16 protein-coding genes are annotated in these 19,765 nt (G+C 65.7%); 9 read left to right on the plus strand and 7 right to left on the minus strand.

The window, feature by feature from the left end; all coding sequences use genetic code 11:
* Nucleotides 1-210, minus strand: a complete 210-nt coding sequence (locus tag VT03_RS28740) for a hypothetical protein (RefSeq protein WP_075096190.1) — start codon at nt 208-210, stop codon at nt 1-3.
* A gap of 1,067 nt (nt 211-1,277) precedes the next feature.
* Here VT03_RS28740 and VT03_RS28745 point away from each other — a divergent pair.
* The 4 genes from VT03_RS28745 to VT03_RS28760 all read left to right on the plus strand — a co-directional run bounded on the left by VT03_RS28745 (nt 1,278) and on the right by VT03_RS28760 (nt 5,589).
* Entirely contained in the window at nt 1,278-1,838 is a 561-nt protein-coding gene (locus tag VT03_RS28745; RefSeq protein ID WP_075096191.1) for an RNA polymerase sigma factor, read from the plus strand.
* Nucleotides 1,839-1,935: 97 nt separating this feature from the next.
* On the plus strand, nt 1,936-3,969 hold the full coding sequence (locus VT03_RS28750) for a protein kinase domain-containing protein (protein ID WP_075096192.1): 2,034 nt from the start codon (nt 1,936-1,938) through the stop codon (nt 3,967-3,969).
* Between the two features lie 241 nt (nt 3,970-4,210).
* Entirely contained in the window at nt 4,211-5,167 is a 957-nt protein-coding gene (locus VT03_RS28755) for a DUF1559 domain-containing protein (RefSeq protein WP_231870544.1), read from the plus strand.
* Complete coding sequence (locus tag VT03_RS28760; RefSeq protein WP_156514826.1) at nt 5,164-5,589, plus strand: hypothetical protein; 426 nt, start codon at nt 5,164-5,166, stop codon at nt 5,587-5,589. The genes VT03_RS28755 and VT03_RS28760 overlap by 4 nt, the downstream gene beginning before the upstream one ends.
* A 37-nt stretch (nt 5,590-5,626) precedes the next feature.
* On the opposite strand, the gene VT03_RS28765 is transcribed toward VT03_RS28760, so the two are convergent.
* The 3 genes from VT03_RS28765 to VT03_RS28775 form a co-directional block, all read right to left on the minus strand.
* Nucleotides 5,627-6,793: an NAD(P)/FAD-dependent oxidoreductase gene (locus VT03_RS28765; protein WP_075096194.1), complete on the minus strand. Its 1,167-nt coding sequence runs from the start codon at nt 6,791-6,793 to the stop codon at nt 5,627-5,629.
* Nucleotides 6,794-6,871: 78 nt separating this feature from the next.
* Nucleotides 6,872-7,270: a transcriptional regulator gene (locus tag VT03_RS28770; protein WP_075096195.1), complete on the minus strand. Its 399-nt coding sequence runs from the start codon at nt 7,268-7,270 to the stop codon at nt 6,872-6,874.
* Nucleotides 7,260-7,871, minus strand: a complete 612-nt coding sequence (locus VT03_RS28775; protein WP_075096196.1) for a hypothetical protein — start codon at nt 7,869-7,871, stop codon at nt 7,260-7,262. Before VT03_RS28775 ends, VT03_RS28770 begins: the two co-directional genes overlap by 11 nt.
* Before the next feature lie 261 nt (nt 7,872-8,132).
* On the opposite strand from VT03_RS28775, the gene VT03_RS28780 reads away from it, so the two are divergent.
* The gene (locus VT03_RS28780; protein ID WP_075096197.1) at nt 8,133-9,203 is read left to right on the plus strand and encodes a hypothetical protein; all 1,071 of its coding nucleotides are present in this window, start codon (nt 8,133-8,135) and stop codon (nt 9,201-9,203) included.
* Between the two features lie 124 nt (nt 9,204-9,327).
* Here the strand turns inward: VT03_RS28780 and VT03_RS28785 are convergent, their stop codons facing one another.
* Complete coding sequence (locus VT03_RS28785) at nt 9,328-10,524, minus strand: serine hydrolase domain-containing protein (RefSeq protein WP_156514827.1); 1,197 nt, start codon at nt 10,522-10,524, stop codon at nt 9,328-9,330.
* Between the two features lie 56 nt (nt 10,525-10,580).
* Nucleotides 10,581-11,813: a cyclic dehypoxanthinyl futalosine synthase gene (mqnC, locus tag VT03_RS28790; protein WP_075096198.1), complete on the minus strand. Its 1,233-nt coding sequence runs from the start codon at nt 11,811-11,813 to the stop codon at nt 10,581-10,583.
* Nucleotides 11,814-12,259: 446 nt separating this feature from the next.
* On the opposite strand from mqnC, the gene rnr reads away from it, so the two are divergent.
* Together rnr and hemW are read left to right on the plus strand one after the other, a co-directional pair.
* A complete protein-coding gene (gene rnr, locus VT03_RS28795) occupies nt 12,260-14,479 on the plus strand; it encodes a ribonuclease R (RefSeq protein WP_075096199.1) in 2,220 nt (739 codons plus the stop codon).
* A gap of 170 nt (nt 14,480-14,649) precedes the next feature.
* Nucleotides 14,650-15,783 (plus strand): radical SAM family heme chaperone HemW, encoded by a 1,134-nt coding sequence (gene hemW / locus VT03_RS28800; RefSeq protein ID WP_075096200.1) that lies wholly within the window; start codon nt 14,650-14,652, stop codon nt 15,781-15,783.
* 180 nt (nt 15,784-15,963) lie between these two features.
* Here the strand turns inward: hemW and VT03_RS28805 are convergent, their stop codons facing one another.
* Complete coding sequence (locus VT03_RS28805) at nt 15,964-16,317, minus strand: hypothetical protein (RefSeq protein WP_075096201.1); 354 nt, start codon at nt 16,315-16,317, stop codon at nt 15,964-15,966.
* Nucleotides 16,318-16,464: 147 nt separating this feature from the next.
* Here VT03_RS28805 and VT03_RS28810 point away from each other — a divergent pair, with 147 nt between their 5' ends.
* Together VT03_RS28810 and VT03_RS28815 are read left to right on the plus strand one after the other, a co-directional pair.
* Nucleotides 16,465-17,769, plus strand: a complete 1,305-nt coding sequence (locus VT03_RS28810; protein WP_075096202.1) for a GspE/PulE family protein — start codon at nt 16,465-16,467, stop codon at nt 17,767-17,769.
* 616 nt (nt 17,770-18,385) lie between these two features.
* Nucleotides 18,386-19,762: a DUF1501 domain-containing protein gene (locus tag VT03_RS28815; RefSeq protein ID WP_075096203.1), complete on the plus strand. Its 1,377-nt coding sequence runs from the start codon at nt 18,386-18,388 to the stop codon at nt 19,760-19,762.
* The last annotated feature ends 3 nt before the right edge of the window (nt 19,763-19,765 follow it).

Raw genomic sequence — 19,765 nt, forward strand, 5'->3', positions numbered from 1 at the left:
CTACCCGACGTGATCGAAGAGCTGCGGTTCGTCCACGACCCGCAACTGGTCGAGAAGGTTTTCGAGGGCCTTCTCGACCTCGATGAGCTCGCGAACGACGCTCTGAGTGAGCGTCCGCGAACGCCGGAGGCTGCGCCGGGCGCGCGTCATGTTGACCAGGGCGCTGACGAGATGGCCCGCGGCAATGGCTTCGTGGTTGTCATCGATCATGGTTCTGCCCGCTGCTTGGAGGTACACACAAGTGTGCCCGCTCCAGCCGCGTGGCGGAGTTTTTTTCGTACGCCCCCCTGAGGATCCCCGTTGCGTTTCGGGAACATCAGGACCATTCGGCACGTCGCCCTGGCCGCCTGGTTCCAGCCGTGTTCCGACCGACCTACGGGCCCGCGACGAACTCGCCCCGCCGGATCGAGAAACAGTCCTCCCCCGAGAACACGAGGTGGATCGTCAGGCCATCAGGACTGATCCACTTCGTCGGGATCGACATCGCCTCCCCCGGTCCCGTGTCCCAGCGGTCCGGATGGAACACTGTTGTCCACGGTTCCCACGGTTCAGGGGCGTCGTAGATTCCGAACCCGCCCGCGAACTGCGGATCGTCCCCCGGCAGGGTCCGGCTCCACAGGTACCGCTTCAGGCCGCCGTTGTCGCTGACGGACGACCGGTAGAACGGCTCCGCGTTTCAAGTCTCGCGACGGACACCTCGGTGCCGGGCCGACGGGTGTGCAATATGCCATCCCGTGTCGCTGGCCCACGAGGGTCCAGGGGCACCCTGGTCAGGGGGTGCAGGGGGCAGAATGCCTCTTGCCCGCCGGAGGCCTGGCCGTCGAGGGATGTCTGAAGGAGGGCGTGTCCAAGCGCGGACACCGTGCCGGATGCCCCATCACCTAACCCGCGGGGATTGCAAAGCCAGCGGTGTGGTTTGAGGGAGTCGTCATAGCTGGTTCCACAAAGCGGACGTCCGTTGTGTCCCACGGTTCCTCAGGGAAGTGCCTCCGGCGGCAAGGGGGCATGGCCCCCTTGACCCCGGCTGCCGTGGAACGTTGGGTTTGAGCTATGGACGCCGCGCCGGCAGGTGCGTCATCCATTGCCTCCAGCAAGCAACGTGACCACAAGAACGGATGTGCCGCTGCCTTTGTGAAACATGTGTTAATCAGCCCTCCGGATGCGACTCGGCGGCCCGAACCCCGATGCCCCGGTTGAGACGTTCTGGTAGCATCCGACCCGTGAGTGCCGGTTGCCGTTCCAGACAACGGACGCCTCACGAGGGTTCTGATGGAAGCATGCAAACAACGTCGCTGACATTGCTGCATCGCTTGCGCGCGTCCGACGAACCCGAGGCATGGAATCGGTTCGTGCGCCTCTATTCCATGGGCATCTACTCCTGGGTCCGCGGCCAGGGCCTCCGGCATGACGACGCGGCGGACATCGTCCAGGACGTGTTCGTCACCCTCATGCAGAAGCTCCCCCAGTTCCATCATGAGGGAGCCCGCAGCTTCCGCGGGTGGCTCTGGGCCATCACCCGCAACAAGTGCCGCGAATGGGCCCGCCGCCGCAAACCGGTCGTCGTCCCCGCGGACTCGCTCGAGCAGTTCGAAGGGCAGGACGACGAGCCGTTCTGGGAGAACGATTTCCGTCGGCACCTGATCGCCCAGATCGCTTCCATCATCGAGCCCGACTACCCCCCCGACGTCTGGCGGGCCTTCTGGAAGCACGCCGTCGAAGGCAAGCCCGCGTCGCAGGTCGCTGCCGAGCTGCGGATCAACCTGTGGTCCGTCTACACCGCCAAGGCCCGAATCGTCAGCCGCATCCAAGAGGAGTTCGGAGATCTTATCGCCGACTGAACGACCGCCGGGGAACGCCTGCTTCCCGCCCGACCAGATCCGGGCCATTCTGCTGGGACGGGGGACGGCGGACGCCGCCGACCGTGTCGCCCGGCATATGGCTGTCTGTTCGAGCTGCGCGGCGGTCGCCGACGCGATCTCACTCGGCTCGAGCATCGCCTCCGGCTTCCGTCGGGACGACCTCCCCTGCCCCCCCACGGACCGCGAGCTGGCGGACGTGGTCGCCCGTGTCGTCCGGATCGACCGCTCGTCACGGGCCGGAAGCCCGAGCCCGCCTCGCGCGAAGATCGAAGTCCCGGCGCGGCTCGGCCCCTATCGCCCCATCGAGCTGCTGGGTACGGGCGGGATGGGGGTCGTGTACCGGGCCGAAGACACGGCGCTCCACCGGTTCGTGGCGGTGAAAGTCATCCGGGACAGCGCCGACGCGGAAGCCCGAGCCCGGTTCCTGAGCGAAGCCCGGGCCCTGGCGGCGGTCCGGCACGACAACATCGTGACGATTTATTTCGTCGGCGAGGAGCCGACCGCCGCTGGCTCCATCTCCTATCTGGCGATGGAGCTTCTGCAGGGACAGAGCCTGCGGGACTGGATGGCGACTGCCCCCTGCCCGTCGGTCGAGTGGATCGTGCAGGCCGGTCGGCAGATCGCGGCGGGGCTCGCCTTCGTCCACGACGCGGGGATGGTCCACCGGGACGTCAAGCCGGCCAACCTGTGGCTGGAGTCTCCGCAGGGAGCGTCGAACCGCTCCTCGGGAACCCACCCGTCGCCGCTCGTCTCTCCGCCTTCGTCTCCGTCCTCATCCCCATCTGCGATTCCTCTCGGCCGGGTGAAGCTCCTCGACTTCGGACTGGCTCACGAGTCCGGCCATCTGGTCGAAGCGGGGGCCGCCGGAACGCCCGCCTACGCGGCGCCGGAGCAGGCCCGCGGCGAGATCGTCGATGCCCGGGCGGATCTCTTTGCACTCGGCTGTGTGCTGTACGAGCTGTGCACCGGCAAGCTGCCGTTCCCCGGACGGAGCCGGCTGTGGACCGGCTGGGATCCGACGCCGACTCCCGTTCGCTCGCTGAACTCCGCTGTTCCGAAACGACTCGCGGCGCTGATCGACCGGCTGCTTGCCGCGAGCCCAGCCGATCGCCCGGAGTCGGCGCACGCCGTCGAGCTGGAACTCGCCGCCCTCGCTCCTCCTTCGCCCGGCGCCTCGGGCGTTGCAGCCCCGAACGGAGGGCTCCTCGCGATCCGCGAACACCGCCCGCAGCGATGGCTTGTCCCGGCGGCCGGTTTCCTCGTGGCCGCCGGTTTCCTTGCGATGTTCGTCTCTACGCGAGGCTCCGTCCCCTCCGCCGGTTCGGCTCCCGCGCCGGGCAAAGTCGGCAACGACGAACCGCCGCCAACCGCTCCCGTTGCCCAAGCGACGGAACTCACCACAGCGGACCCGCCGAACGCCGTCGCCGCGATCGAGGTCATGGACGACGACTGGCGTCGCGCCGTTGCGGCACAGCCGCCGCAGCTTCAGCTCAACTCCGTTCTACGGATGCTGGGACGCCTGAACCCGAAGTTCGACTGGCTTCAGGGGAGCGGCTGGGTCGAGCAGTACGGAGTGATCCGCATCACGGTCGATGCGGAAACGGTCTCCGACCTCCGCCCGATCGGAGTTCTGAAGGACCTGACGGTCCTGCGATGTCGCGGCTCCGCTCCCGGTCTCGGGATTCTGACCGACCTCTCGCCGATTTCGGGGCTCACCCTGAAAGAGCTTCACTGCCGCAACAATCCCGGTCTCCGGGACCTGTCTCCCGTCCGCCTCGACAGCCTGGAGTTCCTCGATGGGTCGTACACCAGCCTGGAAACACTTTCCGGGCTGACCGGGGCTCCGCTCCACACGCTCAAGATCATCGGAACGCCTGTTACGGACCTGGGGCCGGTCCGCAGGATGTCGAAGCTGAAGACGCTCGACTGCACGGACTGCCCCATTGCCGATTTCGAGCCTCTCGCGGCGACATCGGTTCGTGAACTTCGCGCAAATGTGCGGACCGAGCGCGATGCGGCGGCCCTCCGGAAGATCAAGTCGCTGGAGTATGTGAACCGCTTGCCAGCCAAAGAGTTCTGGAAGGGGTTTTCGGCGGGCAACGCTCCGTAGTCCGCCCCCGCCGGCGGGGGCGATTGTGAAGTCTCTGTAAATCCCCGCCGCGCCGTCCCAAATCTCACCGGGGAGCGCATTCATTCGGGGTGCGATTCGCTGTTGAAGCGGTCGCGGGACGCAGGCCGGAGGGCCCTTCACCCGCGAAGCCGCGGCAGCGAATCCGGCGCGAGATCCTCGCGCCTCGGAAAGCGATCGAGATCGATCGCCTTCCTGTTCGTCCCCGCCCCCGGAGATTCTGGTGAGAAGTCTACTGTCCCCTTGTGGTTCGCGGCCCGGCTCTCGGGGATTCACCCTTATTGAGCTGCTGGTCGTCATCGCCATCATTGCCGTACTGGTCGCGATCCTTCTTCCGGCCGTTCAGCAGGCCCGCGAGGCGGCGCGGCGCTCGCAGTGCAGCAACAACCTCAAGCAGATCGGCCTCGCCCTGCACAACTACGCGGAGGCCTTCGGCAGCTTTCCCCTCGGCGGAGCGGGAACGTCGACCGGTCCTATCACCACGCCGGGCGGGACCTGCGCCTGGACCGGGACCGATCCGATGCGGGCTCCCTGGACGGTGCTGATTCTTCCCCAGCTCGACGAATCGAACCGCTACAACAAGTTCGTGTTCGAGCAGAACTTCACCTGCTACAGCACCAACCGCCAGGGCTCCGCGGCGAACAACGCCCAGTGGCAGATCCCGCTCTCCAAGTACCGGTGTCCCTCGGACGACTTCTTTCCGCAGCAGCCGCTGACGAGCTACCGTGGCGTTGAGGGAGGGGGCGGCGTCCCCTGGTGCTCGTCGAGCTCCCGGCCGACCTCCCGCTTCTTCTTCAACAATGGCGTCCTCTACTACAACTCGGCCATCACGTTCCGCGACATCGCGGACGGGGTCTCGAACGTCCTTCTCGTCGGGGAATCGCCCTACCAGAACTGGTCGGACTCCGATCCCCGCTACAACGAAGGCTGGGCCTCCTCTGCCTTCACGATCAACACCACCGGTTTCCCGTCGGTCTCGACCGGCGTCCGCTTCCCGATGAACACCGGCGTCAACGGCAATGACTCGTCGGGGTGTTTCGGGAGCAGTCACACGGGCGGTGCGTTCTTTGTCCTGTGCGATGGCTCGGTGCAGTTCCTGAGCGAGAACATGAGCCTGGAGATCAGCCAGCAGCTCGGCGCACGGAACGACAAGGCTCCGCTGGGAGGACTCTTCCAGTGAGGATTTTCGTCCAGCGGCGATGGATGCCGAGGCTGGCCCTGTGCGGCGGCCTCGCGCTCGGTCTTTCCGGTTGCGGGTGGAGCGAGTCCGGGCCCCCCAGGCATGACATTCAAGGTCACGTGACCTATGCCGGGCAGCAGGTCCCGCGCGGGCTGATCCGGTTTACTCCGGACCACTCCAAGGGGAACAGCGGGCCGGGGGCCGTGGCAGACATCCACGACGGATTCTTCCGGACGAAGTCCGGCCGGGGGGTGATCGCCGGCCCGCATGTCGTCCTGATCTCCGGTTTCGACGGCGTAGCCCAGGCGGACTCCGCCCTTCCGGAAGGAGCCTCGCTGTTCAGTCCCTACACGACGACCTGGAACTTTGAGGACAAGACGGCTGTGGTCGAGATCGGGGTCCCGGTGAAGAAGACCCGCTGACCTCTTTCGACCGTGATCCTGGCCGAGGCGGTGCGGCTCAGCCGTTCGTCACGCCGACACGATCCAAGGACCTCGCGGCGCGCGACCAGGGGACATCCGGAAACGACGCCGGGTGAAAAAAGACCCGTGCCGCGAGGCCTTGGCCGAGGGAGGTTCTCAGCGCCCAGCAGGCCGCTTCGGCGAGCCAGCGGGAGCTGATCCGTCGCAGTCCCGTCCTCAGCCACAGCCGTGAGCGGAACTTTCGGCGGAACATTTTCCCTGAGTAGGCCGCGAGGGGCGCCGAGCTTCCCGCGCGGAGAGCCTCGTCGAGGACCTCGGTGGCGAACCCGGAGAGCCGCAGACACGGATCGAGGCCCCCTGCCGTGAGAGGCGACACTGCCCCGGCGGCATCCCCGACGAGGAGTCCGCGGGTATTCGCGATCTGCGGAAGAACGCCGCCAACCGGGATCCGTCCACCGCGGCGCTCGACTCGCTCCTCGATCGCAATTCCAAGTTTGGTCCGGACGACCTCGGTCCACCGTGCGAGCGCCGCGGGGGGCGCGAACCGCTCGGCATACCCGCCGACGCCGACGTGGATCTCTTCTCCGTCGTGCACCGCCCAGGCGATATAGCCGGGGGCGAGCTCCGGATCGATCAGGCAATGCATCCGCGGCGGGCCGCCGTTGGACGTGTCGCGGTAAACGTCCTCCAGGCCGACGATCCACTCCGTGTTGCGGCTCAGCCCGAGATGCTCCGCAACGCGGGAGACCGCCCCGTCCGCGCCGACGACGAAACGCGCCGTTGCCTCCCAGCTTTGCTTGCCCGTCCGTAGTCGAAGCGTGTTCGCTCCGCCCGCCTCGCAGATCGATTCGAGATGCGTCTCGAGGGCAATCTCCACCCCAGCGGCCCGGCACTCTTCGAGCCATGCCGTGTAGAGGCGTCCCATACGGCCGACGCGGAACTCGGCGTGCGGGCTCTCCAGATCGAGCCGCCGGAGGCCAGGCGAATAGAGTGAAACGTGACGGATCGCCGGGCCCAGCGAATCGGCCGGGAACGAAAAGTCCTCGAGCGTCCGCCGCACGAAGATCCCGGTCGTGTGGATCCCCGCTTGGAGCGTCTCCTTCCTGTCGATCAGAAGGACGCGGCGTCCCTGCCGCCCGAGGGCCAGAGCCAGGTTCAGCCCGGCCAGTCCGGCTCCAACAACCGCGCAGTCGAACTCGGCCATAACTCGCTCCTTTCGCAAAGACTTTGTGGTGCAGAGTATTTTCCGACAGCGAAACGTTCGGCGGATCAACGGGTGCGGTCAGGCGGGCGAGAAGCCTTTTCGGCCGCGGGGGACGGCCGCCGAGAGGGCGGCGTCGCGGACGACCTGTTCGAGCACTTCCAGGTACTTGAGGAACTCGGCCCGGCCGGTCGCCGTCAGGCGGACGAGCGTCTGCTGGTTCCGGCCCGCGCCGCGCTTCCAGAGTTCGATCAGCCCCGCCTCTTCAAGCACCTTGAGATGCCGGCCCAGGTTGCCGTCGGTCAACCGGCACTGCTCTTTCAACTCGACGAACGTCACGCCGTCCGGCGACGCCGCCAGCGACGTCATCAGTCCCAGCCGGGCCCGTTCGTGGATCACCCGATCGAGGCCGTCGTAGGCATAACGTCCCCCGCTCGAACCGTCGTCGGGAGTCTCGGAAAGGTGTTTCTCAGACGGCATGGCGGCGCTCCAGGGAGAAATAGAGCACGCCGGCCGCCAGCGACTGGCCGACGCCGAAGGTGATCGCCATCGTCCAGCCCGCCAGCGCCTGGCTGTCACGAGCCCACGTCAGGACGAAAAGTCCGGCGACGACATAGTACGCGCCGATCCACCAGGTCCCGCGCGGCAGGAAGCTCGCGGAGGCAAAGATCCCCTGGGCAAACAGGAGAGCCCAGATCGCGGGGAGCGTCCACCCGACATCCGGGGCCTTCAGGGTGATGACCGCCGTCGCCAGTCCCCCGGTCAGGAGGGAGGGAGCCAGGGCCCGCAAGGCGGTCAGCGTCCTCGCCCCTTCGCGTCCGGTTGGATCGCGGAGCCAGCGGGCCAGGAGGTCGACGGCGTTCGCAGCGACCGAGAGCCCGGCCACGGCGGACCAGAGGAGAACATAGGCGTGCAGGTGACGTGTCGGCTCCGCCAGCCCCCACGGCTGAAGTCCCGCCGCCAGAAACGCCAGGAGGGCGGAAAGGGCCGCGGCGTGGGCGCGGTATCCCCGGAAGACCTGTGTCGCGGCGACCCGTTCGCGGATCTCAGCGATCTCCAGAAGTGCGTGCTGCAACTGCATGACGACCCCCAGCGATGAAGACTCTGCACGGCAAAGTAATCCAGCGTCCCCAAAGTCACAAGAGCGAACGAGAGCAAGAGCAGCCACAGCCGCGGATCCAGGGCAGCCAGCCCTTGCCGCCGGAGGCGCTTCCCTCGCGGAACCGTCCAATCCACAACGGACGTCCTTCCCCGCGCAGGCAACCTTGAAGCCGTCTCCCCCGGAAGTACACTCGGCCAAAGCTGTGGGGTCTTCAGTCACAAGGGCAAAGGGAGTCATTCCATGCTTCGAGTTGCGCGCTCGATCGCCCTGCTTCTCGCCATTCCGGTGGCGACTGCTCAGGCGGCCAATGTCACGGTGAACTTTGCGGGGACGGTCCGGGCGATCATCGACGCCAACGACGCGGAGGCGCCGCCGATCGACTTTCAGCCCGCCCCGGTTGGAAGCTCGTTCTCCGGGACGATCACGTACGACGACGGTTCCGCGGTGACGGATGGCGGGACGGGCTACGCCCGTTATCTGAACCTGCTTTCGTCGAGCGGCTCCCTGACGATCAACGGTCACACGATCGTGACGAATGGGCCGGTGACCGCGACCACGGTCTCGGGAGAGAGCGGCTTCGGTTTCTCCGGGATCAACCTCGGCAACCAGCCGGTGACGCTGCCGGCCGGCTGGAACGTCTCGGCCAGCCCGCTCCCGTATTTCACGCTTCAGCTCTGGGACGTGCCGCCGAGAACCAGGCCGCTGACCCTCCCCTCGTCCCAGAACGATTTTGCCACGGACCACCTGAACCTGGTCCTGGACTTCCAGCAGAGCGTGACCGTGGCCGGCCAGGCCTACGGAGGCCGCGTCTTCCTCGAGGGAACGATTACCTCCCTCTCGGTCATCGGTCCCCCTCCCCCGCCGCGGGAGGTGGCGATCGACGTCATTCCGACGAGTCAGAACAACGAGATCAACCTCAAGGACAAGAAGCCGAAGCCGCTCGACGTGGCGGTTTTCGGATCGGCCGACTTTGACGTCACGGCGGTCCTGCCCGAGACGATCATCCTCGGTGATCCGGAGCTGACCGACCCGGAAACGGGTCTGGGGCAGAAGGTCGCTCCCAGTGACATCTTCGAGGTTGACGTTAACCGCGACGGACGTCTCGACCTGCTGATCCGCTTCGACCTGCGGGACCTGAAAGACTTCGGCGCGATCGGTTCGTCAACGACGTCGCTGGAGTTCCAGGCCCTTCTCGACAATCAGGGGCTGGTCTTCGGCAGCGACGACGTGTCGATCTCCGGCGGCAAGGGAAAGGGGCGGAAGTCCAAGCACCGCCCCAGCCGACATGACTTCCAGCTTCGCGGGCGGTGACCGAGGTCGCATCCGCTGTGGTTTGGACGGTTCCTCGAGTGAAAATGCCTCCGGCGGCAAGGGCTGGCCGCCCTTGACCCGCGGCTCCGGTCGATTCGCTCTCGTGAGCGGATCGACCTATGGGCTACTTCTTCGGCACGATGGCCGCGGCGGCCACCGTGCAGACGCGGCCGATCAGCGGATTGACGATGCCGTCGCCCGTCGGGTGAAGGCGGCTGCTCAGGAAGATCACGAACAGCTCCTGCTCCGGGTCGATCCAGATCCCCGTCCCCGTAAAGCCCCCATGCCCATAGGCTGCGGGGCTCAGGAGATCGCCGCGGTTGGCCGAGTAGCCCGAGCGGTTGTCCCACCCCGCCATCCGGAAATTGGAACCGGGAACCGCCGTCGGACGCGTCATCTCCTTGAGCGCCGCCTCCGGCAGGATCGTCTTCCCGTTCCACGTCCCGCCGCTGAGAAGCATCTGGGCGAAGACCGCGAGATCGTCTCCCGTCGAGAACAGTCCGGCATGCCCCGCCACCCCGCCGAGAGCCTGCGCCCGCGGGTCATGGACGAGACCCGTCAGCCACGTTTCCCCCTTCTTCTCCGTCGGGCAGATCCGCGGCAGGAGCGATTTGTCGGGAAGGTAGCCGGTGTCGGGCATCCCGAGCGGCTCGTAGAGCTCGGCCCGGACGTAGTCGTTCAGCTTCCGCCCGCTCACCTCTTCGACGATCCGCCCCAGCACCAGAAAATTCACGTCGGAATACATGAACTTCTCGTCGAGACCGGCGACCGGCTTGAGGGCCAGGATCTTCTGCCACGCCGTCTCGGGACCGAGGGCGTAGTCGCCGATCGCGTTGTCCGGAATCAGCCCGCTCGTGTGGAGCAGCAGGTGCCGGACGGTGATCTTGTCCTTGCCGTTCTCGGCAAAGGCCGGAAGGTACTTCGTTACCGGCGCGTCGAGGTCGACCTTCCCTTCCGAGACGAGCTTGTGAACGCTCGTTGCCGTCGAGATGGGCTTCGTCAGCGACGCCAGGTCGAAGACCGTGTCGAGCGTCATCTCTTCGCGGGTCGGCTCGGCGCGGCGCAGGCCGTACGCCTTCCGATGAACGATCTTCCCCTTGTGGCCGACCACGATGACGCAGCCGGGCATCTTCTTGTCCCGAATTCCCTCGGCGGCAATCCGGTCGATCGCCTCCAGCCGTGACGCCTGCATCCCGACATCCGCCGGAGCGGCCAGCGGCAGCTTCGGCTCGGCCGCTCGGGCCGTCTCCGCCATCCCGAGTAAACAGATTAACAGGGCCGCAGCAGCGGCCGACGGGCGGAGACGCAGGGCGCGGGACATGGCAACTCGCAAGGAGGACCGTTTGAAAACGGACGACTGACCACGGAGCGCTGCGATCAGTTCGTCGAGCAGCCGCCGCCGGTTCCGCACGATCCGGTGGCCAGCACCGGCAGTCCGGGGAGGGGGCGCGGCCGGGGAGCGGCGTTCGTGGGCGGGTACTCGTCGATGTATTCGTAGTACACGTTCCGCTGCCGGGGGATGTAGCCGGCGTCGCTGATGCAGCGGCGGATCGTGTCGAGCGAGAGATGGAACACCGTCCCCGCCTGGGCGACGACGTTCTCTTCGATCATGAGGCTCCCCATGTCGTTCGCGCCGAACATGAGCGCCATCTGGCCAACCTTTTCGCCTTGGGTGACCCAGGACGACTGGATGTTGGGGATGTTGTCGAGGTACAGCCGGGCGACCGCCTGCGTCTTGAGGTATTCGAAGGCGCCGACTTCCGGAATCTGCGACATGTCGACGCCCCCCTTGCGGCCTTCCTCGGCGTCCTTGCCGAACCAGGGGGCGTGGCCGGGAGCCTGGTGCGTCCAGCAGATGAACGCGGTGAAGCCCTTGGTCTTATCCTGGAGCTGCCGCAGCCGGTCGAGGTGCTCGATCCGTTCTTCCAGCGTCTCGACGTGGCCGAACATCATCGTGCAGGTGCTGCGGCCGCCGAGTTCGTGCCAGGCCTCATTGACTTCGAGCCAGCCGTCGGTCAGGACCTTGCCTCGCGTGATGAGCTTGCGAACGCGGTCGACCAGGATCTCGCCGCCGCCGCCCGGGAGGCTGCCGAGGCCGGCTGCCTTGAGCCGTTCGAGGACGGTCTTGAGCGGGAGTTTGCTGATCTTGTGGAAGTGGTAGAGCTCGGGGGGGCTGAAGCCGTGGATGTTGACCTGCGGGAATTTCTCCTTCATGGAGCGGAGGAGGTCTTCGTACCACTCCAGCGGCAGTTTGGGGTGGAGTCCCCCCTGGAGGAGGATCTGGTCGCCGCCGAGGTCGACCGTTTCCTGGATCTTTTCGAACAGGACTTCCTTGGTCAGGACGTAGGCTTCGGGGTGTTCGACCGGGCGGTAAAAGGCGCAGAAGTCGCAGACGGCGGCGCAGACGTTGGAGTAGTTGATGTTCCGGTCGATGTTGTAGGTCCGGAACGGCTCGGGGTGGAGTCGGCGGGTGACGGCGTCGGCCGCGGCGCCGATGGCGGTGAGGTCGTGCGACTGGAGGAGTTGCACGCCTTCTTCTGGGGTGAGCCGTTGTCCGTCGATCGCCTTTTGGAGGATGTGTTCGATGACGGGTGGCGTGACGCTGATCATGAAGGGAATTCCGAGTGCTGCGGGACTGGCGGATTGTACAGGTTCGCTCTGAGGCTCCAACCGACATGACGTTCCGCTCTTAACACCGGGTCCAGGGGCACCCTGGTGGGGGGATGCAAGGGGGGCAACGCCCCTTTGCCCGCCGGAGGCCCTCTCGTCGAGAGATGTCGGAAGGAGTGAGTATCCAATCGCGGACGCCGTGTCGTATGACCCCTCACCAACCCGCGGGGGATTCCAAAGCGAGCATTGAGTCCTCAACGCCGGCTCCACAAAGGGGACGTCCGTTGCTTACCACGGTTCCCCATCGAAAATGCCTCCGGCGGCAAGGGGGTGAGACCCCCTTGACCCCAGGCTGCCGTGGCACGTTGGGTTTGAGCGAGCACAGCCGCGCCGGCAAGTAAAGATAGGCACTTGTCTTTCCGCAGGTCAGGTGCGACCCTTCTGTAATGAACATTCTTTCACAACGGATTCTGACCTACATCGAAGGGCCTTCTTATCACCCATCGGACCTCAAGGGACTCGGCAAAAAGCTCGGACTCAAGCGGGACCGCCTCTCCGCCCTGCAGGAGGCCGTCGACGAACTCGTCGCGGGCGGAGCCGCCCGAGTCTCGACAACCGGACTCATTCTCGGCCGGTCCACCGCCGGACTTCTCCTCGGCAAAGTGAGCCGCACATCGGCGGGCGACGGTTATCTCACACCAGCCCCACCCGTCCCTCGCGGAATCACCGGCGACGTCTTCATCGACCGCGGAGACATGAAGGATGCCCAGGACGGCGACGAAGTCCTCGTCAAACTGACCGCCCGGCGGCGTGCGGGAGGACAACGGTCCGGAGAAATCGTCGAGGTCGTGACCCGCGAGACAACGGTCTTCGTCGGCACGTATTTCGAGGAAGACGGCGCGGGCTGGGTCCAGATCGACGGCCGGAATTTCCCGCACCCGATCTCGGTTGGCGATCCGGGGGCCAAGGGAGCCCAGCCGGAGGACAAAGTCGTCATCGAGATGCTGCACTTCCCGACCGATCGCGAATACGGCGAGGCCGTCCTGACGAAGGTCCTGGGACCGCGAGGCGAGCCGGGCGTCGACACGCAGCTCGTGATTCACGAGTTCGCCCTCCCGGTCGACTTCTCCGAACCGGCCCAGGAGGAAGCCCGCCGCCAGGCGGACGAGTTCGACGAGAACGACCTCTCCGACCGCGAGGACTGGACCGACGAGCTGATCCTGACGATCGACCCGATCGACGCCCGCGACTTCGACGACGCCATCTCGCTCCAGCGGGACGACAAGGGGCACTGGCACCTCGGGATCCACATCGCCGACGTCTCCCACTTCGTCGAGGAGAACAGTCCCCTCGACGACGACGCCCGCCAGCGGGGGACGAGCGTCTACCTGCCGGCCACTGTCATCCCGATGCTGCCGGAAGTGATCTCCAACGGTCTCGCGAGCCTGCAGGAAGGACGGGTTCGGTACGCCATGTCGGCGCTGCTGGAGCTCGACGAGGAAGGGAACGTCCGCAAACGCCGCTTCGCCCGGACGGCGATCAAGGTCCGCAAGCGGTTTGCGTACGAGCAGGTGATGCCGGTCATCCAGCATCCCGACCGGCACCCGGAGATCCCCCAGGAGATCCGGCGGCAGCTGTGCGACATGCACGCCCTGGCGATGAAGCTCCGCCGCAAGCGGTTCCGCAATGGGGCGATCAATCTGGAATTGCCCGAAGTGAAGCTCGACTTCGACCGCGACCTCCGGGTCACGGGAGCCCACGAGGCGTTCCACGACGAGAGCCACCAGCTCATCGAGGAGTTCATGCTCGCCGCCAACGTGGCGGTGGCGACCGAGTTGTCGGACCGCGGGATCGAGTTCCCCCGCCGGATCCACGACGAGCCGAACCTTCCCAAGCTCAAAGCGTTTGCGGAGTTTGCCGACTCTCTCGGCTTCCCGCTTCGCAAGCCGCAAAGCCGGAAGGACCTCCAGGGGCTGCTCGCCCGCGTCAAAGGGACGCCGCAGGAGCGGGCGATCAACTTCGCGATGCTCCGCAGCCTCAAGCAGGCGGAGTATTCGCCGAAGGAGGTCGGGCATTACGCCCTGGCCGAGCCGGAATATTGCCACTTCACGAGCCCCATCCGGCGGTATCCCGACCTGATCGTGCATCGGCTCCTCGGCCAGATCATCGATGGTCACAAGCGGCCGAAGGGGTTTCGCGGGGAAGCCCTGGTCCACATCTCGACGCACTGTTCCATGACGGAGCGGCGGGCGGCGGATGCCGAGCGGACCCTGAGCCGCGTGAAGCTGCTCCTGTACGTGCAGGACAAGATCGGGATGCGGCTGCCGGCGACGATCACCGGCGTCGACCGCTTCGGCTTCTTCTGTCGCGGAACGGAGCTCCCGGTCGAGGGGTTGGTCCACGTTTCCACTCTGCCCGGTCCCGAGTCGTATGAGTACGACAAGGTCGCTCAGCGGCTCGTCGGCCGGCAGACCGGACGGGCCTATCAGCTCGGCGACCGGGTCGAGGTTGAGATCGACCGCGTCGATGTCGACCGTCGAGAGCTCGACCTGCTGCTCGTCCAGCACGCCAAAGCCAAGGCCCCGCCCCGGCGGAGCAAGGGAGCTGGTGGCGGCGGAAGCAAGACGGAGTCACCCCGGCGCCGCGGCCGAAGCCGACCTCGGTGAGCACACTCCTCCCATCTCTGCCTGATCTGTGTGAATCTGTGTTGATCCGTGGCTCAAGAAGAACTAGCCACGGATGAACACAGATAAGAGAGGCCTCGCCCGTGGCTCTCGTATCGGGAATCTCCACAGTCGCTGGCTGAGAACTGACGACCGACGACTGAAAACTCGAAATGTCCGGATTCCCGCAGCCCCGCTCCGCCTACATCCATGTGCCGTTCTGCGCGCACAGGTGCGGGTACTGCGACTTCACGCTCATCGCGCGGCGGGACGACCTGATGGGGGCGTACCTCGACGGTCTCGCGCGGCAGCTCGAATCGCTGGGGAATCCCGTTGAGGTCGACACCGTCTTCTTCGGTGGTGGGACCCCGACGCATCTCGATCCACCGTCCCTCGCGCGGTTGCTGGAGCTCACGAACCGCTGGTTCCGGCTTGTCCCCGGGGGGGAGTTCAGCGTCGAGGCGAATCCGTCCGGACTGACCGATGAGAAGCTCGATCTGCTGGCGGAGACTGGCGTGAACCGTGTCAGCCTAGGCGTGCAGTCGTTTGTCAACGACGAACTGCGGCTGCTCGAACGCGATCACGCCGTGACGGAGGCGGTCGAGACGGTCGGCCGCCTTCAGCGCCGTTTCCGGAACGTCTCGCTCGACCTGATCTTCGCGCTCCCCGGACAGACGCTGGAGACCTGGAAGGCGAACCTCGAGCGGGCTATCGAACTCCAGCCGCAGCATCTCTCAACGTACGGTCTTACCTTCGAGCGGGGAACGACCTTCTGGTCGAAGCAATCGCGTGGGACGATCGTCCCCGCCGAGCAGGAGCTCGAACGGCAGATGTACGAGCACGCCATGGACAGGCTGGAGGAAGCGGGCTACGGGCACTACGAGGTCTCGAACTTCGCCCGACCGGGGTTCGAGTGCCGCCACAACCAGACCTACTGGCGGGCGGATTCGTTCTACGGCTTCGGTCCCGGTGCAGCCTCCTTTGTCGGCGGCGTGCGGCGGATGAATCACCGCAGCGTCACCACCTGGATCCGAAAGGTCCTGGCTGGAGAGTCGCCGATCGTTGAGGAAGAGGTCCTCACGCCGGAGGAACGGGCCCGGGAGGCGGTCATGGTCGGGTTGCGGCAGGCTGTTGGCCTGAACGTCGCCGAGTTTCAGAGTCGGTATGGGTTTGAACTGCTTCCCCTCGGCGGAGAAGCCGCCCCGAGGTTTCTCCAGAAGGGCTGGCTGGAGATCGTTGATGGTTCACTGCGGCTGACGCGCTCGGGCCGCCTCTTCACGGATACGGTCGTGATGGAGTTTCTGTGAACCAGACGAGCGAGGGGCGTCAGCCCCTTGATACGCGGTGCGAATTGTCCGCGCTGTCCCGGTTCCTCGCACCGGTCGGATCTGTGTTCATCCGTGTGGCTGATTTTCTTGAGCCACAGATAAACACAGATAGGAGGTCATAAGTGGGCTGACTCCCACCGCTCTCCTGAGGACGACCAATTACCCGGCGTAGCTTGTCTGCGCCACCAGGATTGCGTTCAGCACCAGCACTGCCGCCACGCCGGCCACGAATCCCACCAGCCCGCCCAGAACAAACGCCCCGGCGACCCACCCGCCGTGGTAACGCCCTCCGCTGATCGTCGCCATCCTTCCCCCCTGCTCTTCTCGCCCGTTTCCGATCGCTCCGATCGTGCTGTCGCTCCAGGCGGCAAACCGCCCCGCTCCCGGGCCTTCTCCAGCATCCGCATCCGCCTCGCGCGATGCAAATTGAATCGTCTTCCGGTGATACGGAATCCGTCCCGCGACCGTTTCCCTCGCAATCTGGCGTCGAAAACTGCGGCGAGTCCTTTCCACACGCCACCTCTCCAGCCACAATTCCGTCATGTGTCGGACGCGCCGGCCGGTTTTTGTCATTGGCGTCAGTGTTCTTAAACGTAGTTGTCCATCCCGGCGCATCGGGAGCACATTCGAACGTGATGCCAGCTCAGGGGAGTCTTCACCGTGATTTTCGGATGGGGCAAGAAGAAGGAAGAAGAAGAGGAAGAGGAAGAGATCGAGCTGGTCACGTTTCAGGGGGCCCTGAACAAGGTGGAGCCCGACCTGAAGGAGAACGCGAAACTCGTCCAGGCGGGGCTCGTTAAAGCCAAGGAAATCGTGACGGACGCCCTCATGAAGCGGGCGGAAATGATCCGCCTGGAGCCCAAGGGGCAGGCCGCCGTCGCCACCTTTTACATCGACGGCATTCCGACCCCCGGGGCGCGGATGCCCGCCCAGACCGGTCTCGCCGTGACGCAGATGCTCAAGCTGCTCTCCGGGCTCGACGTCAAGGTCCGGAACAAGCCGCAGTCAGGGGGGATCAAGGCCCAGTCCAACGAACTGCCGTGGGAAGTCCGCGTCGACAGCCAGCCCATGAAGGAAGGGGGCGAGCGGCTCGTCATCCGCATGCGGAACACCAAGATTCCCTTCGAAACGCCCAATGAACTGGGCTATTCCGAGGTCATCAAGCAGAAGATCCGCGATCTCGCCGCCGGCAGCAACGGGATTATCCTCGCCGCCGGTCCGCCGATGTCGGGGGTCTCGACCCTAGTCCTGGGGATCGTCCGCGGGATCGACGCCTACATGACGACGATCTACTGCATGTTCGACCCGCAGCGGGACATCCCGCACGTGACGCAGTTCAAGGCGGAGCCCGGCGACGACCTGCGGCGGACGATCGTCCGCGCCAAGCGGGCGGAAGCGGAAGTCATGTACATGGAGCCGGTCCGCTCCGTCGAGTTCGGCAAGGTGCTGCTCGAAGACTCCGAAGACGTGACGATGATCTCGGAATTCGCCGCCAAGGACGCGGCGGACGCGATTACCCGGTTCTGCCAGCTCGCGGGGGATCCCAACATCGTCGCGGAGCGGCTTCGGGGGGTGTTCTCCCAGAAGCTGGTCCGCGTCCTGTGCGACAAGTGCCGTCAGGCGTTCCGTCCGAACCCCAAGCTCCTCGAGAAGGTCGGCCTGCCGGAAGAGACGAAGGTGCTCTACCGCAAGTTCGAAGCTCCGAAGGAAGAGGAGACCGAGGAGCTCGACGTCTGCGAGAAGTGCGGCGGAGCGGGCTTTTACGGCCGCACCGCGATGATCGAGGTGATCGAGAACACGGACGCGATCAAGGAGATCATCAAGGCCGGGGCCGATCCCGGCGCTCTTCGCGCGGCCGCCCGCAAGGAAAAGATGCCTTCGCTCCAGGCAGACGGCATCCGGCTCGTCGGCGAGGGAAAAACCTCGCTGGAAGAGCTCCAGCGGGTGTTCAAGGGCGAGCAGTAAGTCCGCGTCTGACCGTCTTCATGGAGCGGCATGTCCCGTGGGGCATGCCGCTCCGTTTCGTTTGGCGACAGGAAGAGGGAATGTTCGTTGTGGCTTGGGCGCTTCCTCGAGGGGGCCTCTGGCGTCGGGCTCGAACCGCATCCTTGCCGGCACGACGTGATAGCTGTGACCCAACGTGCCATGGCAGCCTGGGGTCAAGGGGGCCACGCCCCCTTGCCGCCGGAGGCACTTCCATGAGGAACCGTGGGACACAACGGACCTCCCCTTTGTGGTGCCAGCGTTGAGGACTTCCTCAAGACACACAGCTCGCTTTGCCATCCCCGCGGGTTGGTGAGGGGGGCATACGACACGGTGTCCGCGTTTGGACACGTGCTCCTTCAGACATCTCTCGACGGCCAGGCCTCCGGCGGGCAAAGGGGCGTTGCCCCTCTGCACTCCCCACCAGGGTGCCCCTGGACCCGGCTGGGCCCGTACTTGGTGGCGGCGCCCCTGTCCATGAAACTTCACGGACTTCCGGTCGCGACACGCATCAGCGTCGGTTAAACTATTGCGCCATCGAGCTCGCTTCGCCCCTCCCGGCGCGGCGAACCCGAACGATCCCGAGCGCGAGGATTCCATGCTGAAGTTTGAGGGCAAAGGCCAGGCGACAACCTGCAACGGTGCAACGCGCCGGGATTTCCTGCAGGTCGGAGCGCTCGGGGCCGTCGGACTCTCGCTGCCCCAGTATCTGCAGGCCAAAGAATCGGGCGCGGTCGACAAGTCGAAAGACAACCGCGCCTGCATCATGATCTTCAACCTCGGCGCGCCGAGTCAGCTCGATACGTTCGACATGAAGCCGGAAGCCCCGGCCGAAGTCCGCGGGCCCTTCCAGGCGATCGACACCAACGTCAAAGGGATCCAGATCTCCGAGATCCTCCCGATGCACGCCAAGGTGGCGGACAAGTTTTCGTTCGTCCGCTCCTGCCACCACACCGGCGCCGCGGTCCACGACGCCGGCTGGCAGATGATGCAGACCGGCCGTCTCTTCTCCGGCGGCGTCAACACCCCCCACTGCGGCTCGGTCGTCAGCTACCTGAAAGGCCGCAAGTCCGACCTGCCCCCCTTCGTGATTCTCCCCGAGCCGATGGGCCGCGGCGGCGGAAACCTCCCCAATGGTCAGGCGGGCGGCTTTCTCGGCAAGGCCCAGGACCCGTTCGCCCTGATGGCGGACCCCTCGAAACCGAACTTCAAGGTTCCCGACCTTCTCCCGCCGAGCGACATGGGGACCGCCCGCCTCGACCGCCGCAAGCGGATGAGGGAAATCGTCGACGACGCCGTGAAGGAGTTCGAAGCGTCCGAAAGCGCCGCCCTGCTCGACAGCAACTTCCAGGCGGCGTTCCGGATGATGTCGAGTCCGCAGGCCCGCGAAGCCTTCGACCTCTCGAAGGAGCCGCAGAAGGTCCGCGACCGCTACGGCATGAACCGATTCGGCCAGTGCTGTCTGCTCTCGCGGCGGCTCGTCGAGGCCGGCGTCCGCTTCGTCACGATCAACACGTTCCTGACGGTGTTCGACGAGATCACCTGGGACATCCACGGCTCGAAGCCCTTTACGTCGATCGCGGGGATGAAGGATATCGTCGCCCCGATGTACGACCGGGCCTACAGTGCCCTGATCGAAGACCTCTCTGATCGCGGCATGCTGGACAATACCCTTGTCTGCAACCTGGCCGAGTTCGGACGGACGCCGCGGGTCAATCCGGCGGGCGGCCGCGACCACTGGCCGCAGTGCTTCACGACTTATTTCGCCGGCGGCGGGGTGAAGGGGGGGCAGGTCGTCGGTGCCAGCGACCCGGTCGGCGGCGTCCCGGCGGACCGGCCGGTCGATCCTGGCCACATCGCCGCGACGATTTTCCACTCCCTTGGTCTCAACATTGAGTCCCACCTGCCGGGCCCGGCGGGACGCCCCTTCCCGCTTGTCGATTTCGGCAAGCGTGAGATTCACGAGTTGTTCTGAACG

The organism is Planctomyces sp. SH-PL14 (assembly GCF_001610835.1).
Taxonomy (GTDB): Bacteria; Planctomycetota; Planctomycetia; order Planctomycetales; family Planctomycetaceae; genus Planctomyces_A.